The sequence below is a fragment of the Vibrio sp. S234-5 genome (assembly GCF_000960595.1).
Classification (GTDB): domain Bacteria; phylum Pseudomonadota; class Gammaproteobacteria; order Enterobacterales; family Vibrionaceae; genus Vibrio.
The window spans coordinates 90,988-104,960 of sequence record NZ_JZAM01000072.1; the positions used below are offsets into that span (position 1 = coordinate 90,988).

Annotated in this window: 8 protein-coding genes; 6 read left to right on the forward strand and 2 right to left on the reverse strand. The window is 42.7% G+C overall.

All coding sequences use genetic code 11. The features are described from left to right. Nucleotides 1–63: 63 nt before the first annotated feature. Complete coding sequence (locus tag UF06_RS03170; RefSeq protein WP_045569144.1) at nt 64–2,475, forward strand: glycosyl transferase; 2,412 nt, start codon at nt 64–66, stop codon at nt 2,473–2,475. A 41-nt stretch (nt 2,476–2,516) separates the two neighbouring features. On the opposite strand, the gene UF06_RS03175 is transcribed toward UF06_RS03170, so the two are convergent. Next, nucleotides 2,517–3,464: an aldose 1-epimerase gene (locus UF06_RS03175; protein WP_045569145.1), complete on the reverse strand. Its 948-nt coding sequence runs from the start codon at nt 3,462–3,464 to the stop codon at nt 2,517–2,519. Between the two features lie 67 nt (nt 3,465–3,531). On the opposite strand from UF06_RS03175, the gene UF06_RS03180 reads away from it, so the two are divergent. Together UF06_RS03180 and UF06_RS03185 are read left to right on the forward strand one after the other, a co-directional pair. After that, on the forward strand, nt 3,532–6,612 hold the full coding sequence (locus UF06_RS03180) for a GH116 family glycosyl hydrolase (RefSeq protein ID WP_045569146.1): 3,081 nt from the start codon (nt 3,532–3,534) through the stop codon (nt 6,610–6,612). A 116-nt stretch (nt 6,613–6,728) separates the two neighbouring features. Then, complete coding sequence (locus tag UF06_RS03185) at nt 6,729–7,748, forward strand: substrate-binding domain-containing protein (protein ID WP_171816690.1); 1,020 nt, start codon at nt 6,729–6,731, stop codon at nt 7,746–7,748. Nucleotides 7,749–7,837: 89 nt separating this feature from the next. Here the strand turns inward: UF06_RS03185 and UF06_RS03190 are convergent, their stop codons facing one another. Then, entirely contained in the window at nt 7,838–10,285 is a 2,448-nt protein-coding gene (locus UF06_RS03190) for a glycoside hydrolase family 9 protein (RefSeq protein ID WP_197541307.1), read from the reverse strand. Nucleotides 10,286–10,570: 285 nt separating this feature from the next. On the opposite strand from UF06_RS03190, the gene UF06_RS03195 reads away from it, so the two are divergent. The 3 genes from UF06_RS03195 (at nt 10,571) to UF06_RS03205 (ending at nt 13,899) form a co-directional block, all read left to right on the forward strand. Beyond that, a complete protein-coding gene (locus UF06_RS03195) occupies nt 10,571–11,266 on the forward strand; it encodes a family 16 glycosylhydrolase (protein WP_045569149.1) in 696 nt (231 codons plus the stop codon). A 41-nt stretch (nt 11,267–11,307) separates the two neighbouring features. Beyond that, nucleotides 11,308–12,528, forward strand: coding sequence for a putative glycoside hydrolase (locus UF06_RS03200; protein ID WP_045569150.1), 1,221 nt, complete (start codon nt 11,308–11,310; stop codon nt 12,526–12,528). Between the two features lie 180 nt (nt 12,529–12,708). Then, nucleotides 12,709–13,899, forward strand: a complete 1,191-nt coding sequence (locus tag UF06_RS03205; RefSeq protein ID WP_045569151.1) for a carbohydrate porin — start codon at nt 12,709–12,711, stop codon at nt 13,897–13,899. Nucleotides 13,900–13,973 lie beyond the last annotated feature (74 nt).

Genomic DNA, 13,973 nt, shown 5'->3' on the forward strand with positions numbered 1-13,973 from the left:
CAGACAGTTATAAACCATTCAATTTAACTCCTTCACATTGTGAAGGAGATAGGGATAGTGACGATGAAATTCGGGTATTTTGATGATGAAAATAAAGAATATGTGGCAACAACACCTTGTACACCTATTAAATGGTGTAATTATGTTGGCACCTTAAATTTTGGAGGGCTGGTGGATAGCAATGGTGGTGTTTTGCTGTGTAAAGGCGATCCTGCGCTCAATCGCATCACTAAATACATTGCTCAACTACCAAACTCCGATTTTAAAGGTTCAACCATATATCTGAAAGTGCGCAATAAAGAAGGGCATGAGGTGATTTTCTCCCCTTTTTATACGCCGACACTGAAACCACTGGAACGTTTTGAAAATCATACCGGTTTGTCTTACACCACAATTATTTCTCAAGCTTATGGAGTCCGCTGTGAATGCACCTTCTTTGTGCCGAAAGACGATCAAGTATTACTGCAAGATATTAAAATTACTAACATCTCGGATAGCGAGTTGCACCTTGATGTCGTTCCTGTTTTTGAGTTTTCTCACTTTGATGCATTGAAACAGCTGCTCAATGCCGATTGGGTTCCTCAAACCATGATCGTCAAAGCGCATCAACAAGAGAGTGGTCACATAGTGCTAGAGCAATATGCTTTCATGAAGAGGGACTACGCAGTCAACATCATGACGGCTGATCGTCCTGCCACTTCATTCTCTGGTGACCGGCAGAAGTTCATCGGGAATATGGGCTATGGAAGTTGGGCGGAGCCGGAGGCCCTCAAGCAACAAGAACTGGGCAACGACGAATGCTTGAGAGGTGACAATATCGGCGCTCTCAATTTAAGACTCGGCTGGTTAGCGCCAAACCAGACGGAACGAACCGTGGTGCAACTGACGCAAATGGCGAGTTTGAATGCGGCGAAAGCGATGTTAGAAAAGTATCGAGATCACCATCAGGTCGATTTCGCGTTTGCTGAGCTTGCGCGTTTCTGGCAACGCTATCTCGCCACCATCCAAGTTGAAACGCCTGATCCGGCGATGAACTCCATGCTCAACGTGCACAATCCGCGTCAGTGCCATACCACGAAAAACTGGTCACGTTACCTATCGCTATACCAGCTAGGATATGGCGCTCGTGGAATCGGTTTTCGTGATTCATCGCAGGATATCCTCGGTGTTATCGCGCATATGCCCGATGAAGCGCGTGAGTTCATCGAACGCTTGCTTTCGGTGCAGAATACCAATGGCTCTGCGATGCACCAGTTTTTCCCTTCGACGATGGAAGCCAATGCTGGCGACTCAAGAGAAGAAGAGGATCGCCCAGACTATTATGGGGATGACCATCTCTGGATAATCTATGCCGTAACTCAGTATGTGAAAGAGACGGGCGATACCGACTTCCTAGATAAGGTCATCCCCTTTTACCAGAAAGATAAGCGCGGCAATCCGCTGGAAGTGGGGAAGGTGTGGGAGCATTTGTGCCGGGCCATTCATTTTACCCAAACCAACACTGGGCAGCATGACTTACCTTTGCTTGGTTTTGCCGATTGGAACGATACGGTCAATCTGCCGCGTGGTGCAGAATCGTTGATGGTTGCGAATATGTATGGCAAGGCGCTACTCGACATGTTGGACCTTTGTAAGGTACGAGGCGAGCAAGCATTAGCAGAACAGTACCAATCACACTATGAGCAGATGAAGAGCACCGTCAACTCCTTTGGCTGGGATGGCGAATGGTATGTCCGCTATTTCGACGAACGAGGTAAGCCAATCGGCTCAAAGCAAAATCAACAGGGGCAGATTTACACCAATGGCCAAAGCTGGCCTGTTATTTCAGGCTTTGCACCCCAAGAGCGTGCAACCCAAGCTTTGAACTCGGTATATTACAAGTTGAATACCGTTAACGGCATTAAGCTATCTACTCCTGGTTACAACGGCTTCGACCCGGATCTTGGCGGCGTTTCCACCTATCCACCCGGTGCAAAAGAAAATGGCGGCATTTTTCTTCATTCCAATCCTTGGGTAATGATTGCTGAAGCGAAGATGGGCAACGGAGATCGTGCCTACGAATACTATCGTCAAATTAACCCTGCTTCGAAGAATAACCAGCTTGATCAGTTCGAGTCGGAGCCCTACTGCTATCCGCAAAACATCCTTGGCGATGAGCACCCGCAGTTTGGCCTAGGACGAAATGCCTGGTTATCGGGGACCTCGTCATGGACCTATGTAGCAGCGACTCAGTGGATATTAGGTGTTCGTCCTGAAATGGATGGATTACTTATTGATCCCTGTATCCCGCGTCATTGGCCTGAGTTCAAACTCACTCGGAAGTTTCGCGGTGCGACTTACCACATTCATGTCAGCAACCCACAGAATGTGAGTAAAGGTGTGGTCGAAATGCGCGTCGACGGCGAGTTAGTGCAAGGAAATAAGGCACCGATTTGCAACTCTGGCGAACATGTAATTGAGGTGCGATTAGGTTAATAAACCAAAGGGCATGCAGCATGCCCTTTGTTCTCAACTTGTTATCGCGCTTGGTAATTGGCTTGGCATTGCCAGCGAAAGGTCTGGTGCTGTTTGGGGGCCAACTCCAGTAAACCAATATGGTGGTTGAAGGCATCTGCCGGGCAACTCATGGGTTCAATGGCAATAGACGCTTCGGAGTTAGGCGTGTAAAGCTGAAGATAAGGGTAGCTGGGATCTTGTTGGTAATTCAGTGAGGCAACGTGGTCTTGTCGCTGTAAGGACAGTTGAATAGGCTCACTAGTATCGAAATAAAAACAATGATTTAGCGTAACTCCATCCAGAGAGGTTGCCTGTAAGAATTGTTCGTTTGGAAAGGTGAGAGCAGTTGGCATGTCATCAATATGCTCAAGTTCGTGACAAAAAGGCATAGTCAAAGAACATTGTGAAAGTGGGGCTCCTAAAGAGAAATAGGGGTGCCAAGCATCTCCAAAAGGCATGGCTGTGACTCCTTGGTTTTCCACTGTCGTGGTGCAACTCAATAAGCCGCCGATGGTGATTGAGAATCTAATATCGATTTGAAAAGCAAATGGATAGCCGGGATGCAAACAGGAGGTTGTAAAGCGTAGATCCACCTCTGCTGACTGTTCACTTGTTTGGCAGTGAAGGAGTTGAAACGGCTGGTTATAGAGTAATCCGTGAACAGCGTGTTCCGACCAAGGAAAATTAGCTGGCAACTGATAATGATGACCTTTGTAGCAATAACGACCGTGTTTAAGGCGATTTGGAAAAGGAAAGAGTTTTGCACTACGTGAAAAATAGGGATGTTCTTTTATAAGCTCATCACTGGTTTGATAACCGGATATAAAAGAGAAGGGGCTGTGGTTGAATATAAATTTATTTATAACAGCACCAAATTCTGTAATTAACTCAATTTCAATACCTATCTCTGGATTGTTAATGACTATGCTATCGAACATGCCGAATTTTTCTTTACTAATTTTGAACATTGTTAATATCTCCATTTTTTATTGATATTAACAGTTGAAATGAAATATTCAATATTGGATTTAAACTATGAAGAATAAAATCCCATACACAACTTATCATGGCATAGCGCGTGATTTGTGTGCGAAAGGTGACGCAGTTGAATTTATTCAACCTTGGTATACTCCCGTATCTACAACACCGGAAAATACGGGAATGGCAGTAGGGGGAATAGGCTCGACGTTTACCCTTACACCCAAAGGCGAGACACCAAACTTTAGCTTTATTCCTGGTGTTTATGTTGACTGTTCGGAAAGCTCTATTAATTTCAATGATTTCTATATTTCAGTGATGGAACCGATAAATATTGACAATATAGCAATAAGAGATCTTGAAGAATTAAAACGTTTTTTGCATTTCTATCCAGCACTATTTAATGGTCAAAAGCTCGACTGTGTGAGTGAAGAACGTGCCATCGAAACAATAAAAAAGAGCCTAATTAGTTCGAATTTCTACAGTGACAATCAGTCCAATTTTTTGCGTTGGAAGGTGGAGTTTACTGAAAAAACCCAAAAGCACATTGAGCAAGATGCCAACTCGCTGATGACACAGCTTTTGGTTGCACTGGATTTTTTTGACGGTTTGCTCATCAACGCTTCGGCTGATTGTGTCTCTCTTACCGGTAAAAGCGTTGATCAAGTTCGCTCAATGAATAGCGAAGATATTCACTATCAAGCCTTGTACCCGATTGCTCAGTATCAGTATGCAGGCATCGACACGCTCAAAGTGACCCGCAAAGTGGTTTCACCGATAGTGAAAAATGAGCAGAAATTGTGCTCATTGCCGCTGCACTGGAATCAATTCGAACTCACCAACCTATCAGACTGCACCAAACTGATCACGCTGGCACAACCACTGGAAAACTTACTCGGTTCTACCTATCAAAAAGCCCGTCACGGCGTGCAGGATTCGGCATGTTATTTGATCAGAAATGCGATTTTACATAAGCATAGTCAGAGCAACATTGAGGATGGCGATGTCGAGTTTATTGGCGCCAGTTTACGCAGCGATTCACCTTACTCATCCGATATAGAAGGAGAAGTACAGTATGGCGTTGTCGCTAGAAAAGCCGATCTTGAGTCTGGGAAGATAACGGTAACGGTAAAGCCCTCTGTCTACAGTAGTAAAGTCGAAACCCAGCTTATAAATGCATTAAAAACAGGACGCACCAGTAGCCATTTTGATAGAGGTATTTATAGTGGACGTGAGAGTGTGACTGCCTTGATATGTGTGCAAGTGGAACTGCAGCCGGGTGAAACGGTCGACTTGCGCTATTTACAGGTGATGGATCATAGCAAGATATGGCTTGATGATTTGAGAACAGAGAAAGCGTACTCCAATTTCTTTCCGAAACATCAAAGAGCCACATGGATGATAAAAGAGGTGTTGCCACAGCTTGACAAAATTGAAGAAAAAATTGTTAAGCAGCAAAATGACTTTTTATCTCTAGCCAATCAGAACATGCAGGATAAAGAGACGGCAGAGCGTTATTCAACCATGGCGATGAATACCTTGTCATTTCTCTCCGAGTCAACGGTGTGGGATTGTGAAAATAGATTTCTGGTCAAGGAGTGTGTGGATTACCCATTTTTCAACTCATTAGATGTTTATTTCTACGGTTCATTCTCAATTTTGTATCTGCTCCCTGAACTTGATGGTAGCGTGATGCAAGCGTTTGCTGACGCGATATTATCGACTGATGACACGAAACGGAGATATTGGGAATATGAAGACAAACCGTTTGCTGATCTGAATGACGCAAAATATGAAGGCCCTCGAGCATTGTATGGTGCCGTTATTCATGATTTAGGCAGCCCGTTTGATATTAAGCCAGATGCGTACAGTTGGCATAATGTAAAAGAATGGAAAGATCTCGCGCCTAAATTTATTTTGATGGTGTACCGCCACTATCAACAAACCAAAAATAAACAACTTGTGGAGTATTGTTGGCTCGCGGTCAAAGAGAGCATCCACTATTTATCGAGCCTGATAGAAGAGGGCGATTCGCTACCTTTGGTTCATGGTACGGATGACACCTTCGATAATCTTTCGTCTCATGGCATCTCGATCTATTGTGCGAGTTTATGGGCTGCTGGCCTTAAAGCGGCGGGAGAGCTTGCGCATATTATGCAAGAGCCTAGTTTAGCAGAAGAGTACAAGCAGCAATCTCAGCGCGCATTGAGTACGATTGAAAGTAGCTTATGGGATGAAAAAAATGGTTACTACCATTTTTATGCCACGCCTATTCAAACTAAGCATTTAACCGGAAAAGATTATCAGCCACTGGAAGCGTTAGGGATAGTACTGACCGGGGATTTAGTCACCGACAAGTTAATACTGAATACCTATCTTGATCGAGTGGATGAACAAAGTGATGTACCGAGAATTGAGCAAAGATTACGCAAGAAGCAGAATCTTCTTGCAACGGCTCCGTTAGCGTTTACGCGACAGTATCAAGTGATGATTCTGGATTCAGACAACAGTTTTGGTGATGCTTTGGTTGCCGATACCTATTTGAAACTGGTTGGTTTGGATGGTCTATTTCAAGCAGAGCGCATCGAAAGAACGTTGGAATTTATCTATGAACGCAATTTCCATCGCAATAGCCCTAACTTGGGGGTGGCAAACATGACACTTTCTGATGGTTCCCCGCATGATGCTTTTCAAGCTCAAGATGTTTGGGGCGGGATCCAGTTTAGTGTGGCCACGGCGCTTAAGTATGCAGGAAAGAAACAGTATGCGGAGAGACTATTAGATACCGTGTATCACACCCTTTATCGTTCGGCGAAAATTCCATTTGCAGCACCTGAAGGCTTTAACTGCTCGTTCCAAGTCACGCATGAGCAATTGCAAACACAGTTTTCACTGAGTGAAGAGGTCGCGACACGCTGGCTAGACGACTTAATTTCCTATCGGGCACTTCGGCCTGATCTGCGGGTCAGTCATGATTTGCTGTCGAGCAAAGCCGCGTTTTTGCAGAATCTTGCGATTTTAGGTGTTGGTCAGGAAACGCTGGAGCAGCTATATCATTGGTTGCTCAGTTGCGGTATGAAGTACACTGCGGGTCGATATTTTAGGCCTGGAATGATTTTTTCCTATCTATATTGTTAAATTCAATACTACAAGAGGTTGATTTTTATAATTAACCTCTTTTTTGTTGTTTTTGGCGAGTGTAGAATGGTATGTTAAAAAAAGAGACTAACTTGGTTGTGAGCTTCAGTGGTTTTATGAAAAGAACAGATAAAGTAAAAATGCCGACGGCTTATGAGGTTGCGAGGCTAGCCAACGTTTCTCAAAGTACAGTGTCACGCTATTTCAATCGAACCTCTTATGTATCAAATGATAAAACAGAGAAGATTGAGCAGGCGATAAGAGAACTGGGCTATAAGCCGCCAAAATATGCTGATAAATTGATCAAAACACGCTCAATGACGATTGGTGTCCTCGTGCAAAATCCCGATAGCCCTTATACGAGTAGCATTCTCATTGACATGGAAAAGCTTCTAGCGAAACACGGCTACTCTTTGCTAATTTCAGTCAACAGTTGGCAGGAAAGTTTGGTGGCGTACTCGTTAGAATATTTAATGAAGAGTGATGTTGATGCGATTATTATTATTTCTGGCAATGTTGATAAAAAATTAATAGTTAAAATTTCTGAAACAATTCCCGTTGTTGCTGTTGGTTACAACATTGTTGCAGATAAGGTACGTTCAATATCGCTAGATAATAATCTAGGTGGATATTTAGCGACACTACATTTAATACAGCTTGGTCATGTAAACATAGCTCATATAAAAGGTTTGCCAAATCATGACGATGCCATCTATCGTTACAATGGTTATGTTCGAGCACTAAACGAAGCGGGAATTAATATCAAAGAAAAGTTAATACTTGACGGTGATTTTAGTATTAAGAGTGGTTATGAGAAAACGATCGAGTTGATCAAATCGAAGGTCTACTTTTCTGCTATATTCGCTGCAAATGATCTAAGTGCTTATGGTGCGATAAAAGCATTGCATGACAATGGATTCAAGGTGCCAGAAGACGTTTCTGTGATTGGGTTTGATGATTTACCCACGTCACCGTATTTTACTCCTTCTTTAACCACGCTGCGTCAGCCTCTTGAGGAAATTGGAGCGCTTAGTGCGAAGTGTGCGTTGAATTTGCTCAGTGGTGAATCGGAAGCTATCCGCTTACCGCCTATTAGCCTGATTGCGCGAGAATCAACAAAATCTCGCTACCGATAGAAACAGCCGATACAAAAATAACCCATATAAAAACAAGTAGCCGAGAATATTTTCTCAACTACTTGTCTGCCATTTAAAACGATATTGCTCTATTGAATATATTCATCAAGGAAACTCACTGCCCAGAAGAAAGGGGCATTCCAGTTAATCGTGATTTCATTTAAAGTCCAAGCGCCAATATCATCTTTCCAGCATGTTTGTCCTATGCATTTTCCTTTCATTGACGAGGCAACAGGATCACTGAAGTTGATTGAGTTTGGTCCACCAGACATCACACCAGGTGGAACCAGAGGTGATGAAGAGTCAGCAGCATGCGCCCAAAAACGGTGATGTGGATTGATCAATTGACGGCTTCCGTAACCCGAGACATAAGATTGATCGAGCGGGTTTCGACCGAGAATGTAATCCATCGCATCCATTATCGCTTGGGCGTACTTTGTATCCTTGGTGAAGTCGTAGGCAATACCTAAGAAAATGCTTCTGTTCATTAGGTTAGAGTTTGAACCCCATGGATACTCGCTTGCTTGATAGGGGATACGATAGCCTTCTTTAGCTATCGCCTGCTGATAAGCATCTGCTGTTGCAACGATATTCGCGCGCGCTTTACGCACTGCGTCATCTGAGAGACGATTTGGAACAATAGCCAGTGTGAGAGTTCCCGCACCGCTCACCCCTTGCCAATATAGATCTCCGGTCGCCTCACTATCTCCAGTCGGGGTGGTTAAGTAGTAAGGAGAGCGCTGAATGGCTTCTTTGTATTCTGCCTTACCGGTGGTGGCAAAAAGCTCTGCCGCTGCCCAATAGAACTCATCGTCTACCTTGGTATCATCGTAAGGACCAGAACCGACAAAGTTGTCATACGCATAAACATGGTTGTTCACTTTGGCGGCTTGCCAGGCTTTTTCGGCGGCTAACAGGCAACGCTCAGCGTATTTATCATCCAGATCTCTCCATACACGTGCACATTGTGCCGCTGTTGCTGCTAGGTTCAGCGTCGCTGCCGTCGTTGGATAACTCAAATAACGCTCTTTGGGATCTTTGTGAGGAGGCAAAGGCATTCCAGTCCAAGAATCATCTGCGATCTTATGGAAAACCATGCCATTCGCATTTATGGCTGTGAGTTTGAGGTTGGTTAGTTGCTCAGATTGATCGCCGACTGGTACCCAAATCTGACGATTGTCTTGCACTTGCATGGCCAGCATAAAATCCATCATCCAACGAGACTCATCCAACAGATCATTGAATTGGTTGCTGTTCTCTGGAATCTTGACTTTGCCATCAGCGAACGCGCTTTGGCCATTTTTCTTGGCAAGTTTCTCTCTTTCGTAAAAATTCATCAGAGTCCAGAGCGAAATTCCGCCATTAACCACATACTTTCCATGGTCGCCAGCATCGTACCAGCCTCCTGAAACATCGAGCGACAGATCGCAACCGGGCCAGTTATTGCCTTTTGCGTCTTTTTTGTTGAAACACGTGGCAATTTCCGGTTTGTGACCCGCTGGTCGAGCTAAGTCGGCACGTTGTACATATTGCTCTTCAATATCAATGCCGCTTCGCTGCTGATAAAAGAAGGAAAGCGCATCGTACTTCATATCACGGTAAATACTGTCATCAAGATCAAATGGGTGGCTTCGCTCACCGTTGACTTCGAGTACTACGCCTTTTGCCGAGGATTTGACATGGCTGAAATCAACAAGCTGAACCTGCTCGCCAGAAGCACTGTTAAGTCCAAATGGCAGCGTTTTTCCTTCGGCAATCACCGCCTCTTTCGCATCCAATAATGCCCACGTTAAGGGGGACTTTTCTTCGGTTGCTACCGTTGCATACTTTTGCGCGCTGGTAAAATAGCCAACTTGATTCACTCGCACTTTGGCCAGATCGACTTTCTTTTCGTAAACAGGGCCGGTTAGCGAAAGCTGCTTAACGCAAACGGTGGTCGGTGCCTGAGTGCCGATCTGAAAATGCAATTGCACTTTGTCATCGTTATCCGAAGGTTTAAAAGAAAAATGAAACGATTTGAACTCGTTGGCAAGTGGAACGTCTTGGACAAGATAGCTGGTGTAGGGCGCGCCATCATGTTGGACAATGGTTTTTACACTAATGGCCTTTTGTGCCATGGCATCGAAGCGGAGGGTATAATTTTCACCTTGTTTAAGAGCTAGACCAGATTGACCTAAAATAACATCCCAAGGGTTACTTCCACTCGCTGTAAAAGATATGCAACCGATATTATCTACCGCTTTTAGCGAGCCTCCCGCTGCCCACCAGCCGTCAACACCTTGCGAGAAATCGCTATTGGCCAGAAGGTTGATAGTCTTTGTGTTATTAGAACTAGATGTGGATGTTTCGGCAGTACAACCCGTAAGCGCAATTAAACCGCAGCTAAATAAATTTAGCACAAGTAACCGTTTTTTAATCATTTTAACCTCTTTAAAATTAAGAAGATAGAAAGCATAAAGTGCCGTGCTATATAAATAAACAAATAGACAGAGCAATTTGGTATCTATCTTATAACAGCCTATACGATGAGAACTCAATCGTACAATCAATAATATGTGAGTGTTGCTATCTTTTTAATACCTATGATGAAAGTCCATCGATTTATTTCAAATCACTCCAAGAAAGTTTTTCATGGATATCGTTTGAACGTGATCAAGACCAAAATTGAGATCAAAGATATTATTGTTGCTGACAAATACGAGCCTCAAATCTAGACAAAAAAAATTTATAACCACTAAAGTTGGCAACACTGTAATACAAGAAATTATTTCAAAGAGTGGTAGTGATAAAAATGCTTTAAATTAGAATTATTGGAGACGATGATGATGCTGATTAGACTGTTTATTTTTACTGTTTTGACCAGCACTGCTTTTTTTAACAGTGCGTTTGCAATGGACTGGAGTGGTTTTCAGTGGTCTGTTTCTGATGGTTGGAAGAATCAAGGAAGCGAATTCGACTGTACTTGGAGATCTGGAAATATCTGGAAAGAAAACGATCTGCTCATACTTCATGCGAAACACGACAATGGGTTTAAAACCTGTGCAGAGATGCGTACATACGCATATATGCGCAAGGGTCGTTATGAAGTTGAAATGCAAGCGGGTTCAGTTCCAGGAACGATCAGTTCGTTCTTTACGTATGTTGGCGAATCAGGAAGGGAAAGCCATTACGAAGTTGATATCGAATTGATGGGAGGAACCAACCTCTTGCATACCAATATATGGATTAAGGGGCAGCAATCTCCTGTTGATATTGATTTAGGACGTTATGGACTATCTATTTGGAACATGGAGAAATACGCATTTTCAATTGATGAATATGGTGTGACTTGGGAAGTTTTTAACCGAGATAGCAATAGCTGGATTCAAGTTCGGCGTGCAAATGCCAAGGTGAGCAGTTATATGCAGCTATTTATAAATAACTGGATCAGTGCCAATCGCCATTTTCCTCCCAGCTCTTATAATTGGCTTCCAGTTTATGCAAAGTATCGCAATGTTAAGGTTACACCCTGGGAATAATCCCAGTTGTTTTAAATTATATTTTTTATAGAGTAGAAATCATGAAATTATGTAATGGCAAAGTTATTATTCTATCTATTTTGTCTACCTCGATGGTTGGTTGTAACTTTGATAAAGAGATTAAAAATCTAGAAGTAAAACAAAGCGAAGAACTGATCTTATTAGGAACGTCAGCAAATGAGAGCTTTACTTCCTGGATACAATCTGAAAAAGATAATTGGAATCTTATGCAGGTTAATGGTGCACAGGTTTCAATGAACAGTATCGGTGCAGTGCTCATTAACAATAATGGTGAAAAAGACACCGCTGATGTCCAAGTTTCCGGAAATGGCAGTGGCATGTATATGATTAAATCAGATAGCCCACTTAATCTGGAGAAATACAGTTCAGGTTACATAGCGTTGAAAATCCGCCCGAAAAGCGCCTTTCCGTCATCATTCTCAGTCTCAATCGACAATGAATGGCCTAATAGAAGCAGCTTACAGCTGTCAAATATTCTTACGGAGTCAGGCAAGTGGGCAAGCGTAACCATTCCAGTAAACTGCATGAAACCAGTCGATGGAGCGACAGCGATAAATCTAAAAAGCGTCGCTACGCCTTTTCACCTAGATGTGAAAGAGAAATTTGATTATGAGATTACTGACATTATCTATAAGTTAAAAGAAGAAAAGCCGACCATTGATCCTATTTCGTGTAATGTTGCTAAAGATAGCGATACTCCTACTGAGGTTATTCCGAGTTTACAAACCGATGAAGTTGCTTTGTATTACTTCGGAAATAAAAATGGATCACAAGATTTGAGCGAAATGTATCCAGTAAACAGTTTCGGAGCAAATGTAGAAGATACCAACCAGACTGTTCACGCTACATTTTCCCAAAATGGAGGTGTTTTCTTAGGCAAAGATGATTCAAATAGCGATCTGTCGACGTATTCAGAGAATCTCTTAGCCATTGATCTGAATGTCTCAAGCTACGGTGATTCAGATAACATCCAACTTCGTATGGATGGCAGCAGTGTCGATTTTGGCCGATTTATGACTATCGAAAAATCTCTTATCCCAGAGGGCTCGGCATGGTATCGATGTCATTTTCCGATTTCATCATTGATACCGACAGAGAATCTATCTTCTGTCAATAAAGCCGTTTATCTATCGGGTGTTTGGGATAGCATGAATGGGCTGGAATTTAGTTTTACTAATGTTGCCATAAAGAAAATCCCTAGTGGTTATGACTCATCTCAAGCCTGTGAGGAAATAAAATAATTCTGTCGGAGTTATTTATTTCAGATTAGTTTATTTAACTATTGGTTTATTTAACTATAGATGAAATAGTGTATTAAATAAAATTGTTATTTAATTATGCTCAGAATTAAAAATATCTTATTACCTAGTAAAAGTAATAAATTGTACGATTAGTTTAAGCAAAATATTAAGGATAATGAAATGAAAGCAATAAAATTCATCCCTACTTGTGTTGCCGTGAGTCTTCCTCTTTTTTCAGCGTCTATTTATGCTGCCGATGTCGAAGGATTTAATTTTTCTGGTTACGCTCGTTATGGTGCAGCATTTCAAGGCAGCGATGAAAAAAATGTGAACACAGCTGGGGCATTGAATGGCAACGCAACAGGCAGGCTCGGGAACGAGAATAACGGCGGCGAGTTTAGCTTAAGCAGAACATTCACCGGTGAACAAGGCGCGAAATGGGATATTGTTGTGATGTTCGATCACTACTCTGACTCTTCGTGGGCAACAACGGGAGGGGTTAAACTCAAGAAAACTTATGCTAGTGTTACTAACTTCGTCTCTTCACAGCCGGAGTTAAGAGTGTGGGCTGGCCGCGATTTTCATCAACGGGCGCAGACTGATCTTAACGACTATTTTTGGATGATGCACGACGGGCAGGGTGGTGGCTTCTATAACCTAAACTTAGCCGGAGTGAAGCTCGATATGAGTGTTGTCGGTCAGGTAGAAGGCGATATGGTTGGCGACAGCGGAAAATATGCGCTCACCACTAAACTGCATGATATGAAAATATTTGGTCTAGCGGATCTTGCTCTGTACGCTAACTACGGTTTTGCTTCGAAAAAAGCGAAGGAACAACCTTATTACGATATCGATTCTTACCAAGTAGGTGGAGAGATTTCTGCTGGTAAGCACAAATTGGTTGTACGTTATTCTGACAATGCTAAAGACAGTGTTTTCGATATGACCGAAGATCAGAAAGCACTATTATTCAGCTTTAACGGTGAGCAGGAAGTCTCCAATGACTTAGGTGTTCAATACTTGGCAGCCTATCAGTCCTTAGACGTCGCTGACTTTAATGACAGAGTAAACTACAACGTAATTGTTCGACCTACTTATGCTTGGGATAATATGAATTCAACATGGTTGGACGCTGGCTTCAGTTTGGTTGATTACAAGCATGTTGATGCGAAAAATAGCTCTTGGAAAGTAACACTTTCACAAAATATTGCTATTAGCTCAAAAACTTGGGCACGTCCTATGTTGCGTTTCTATGCGACAATCGGCAAGGCAGACAATGAGTACATTGGCTTTGACTCATCGACAGGCCAAATGAAATCAAGCAATTTAGATACTGCGACTTTCGGCGCAATGTTCGAAGCTTGGTGGTAAGAGTTTTTTAACCAATCAGTGATGTTGCAAAAAATAATGGGTATCTAGAATACCCATTATAAAACGTTTAGGTT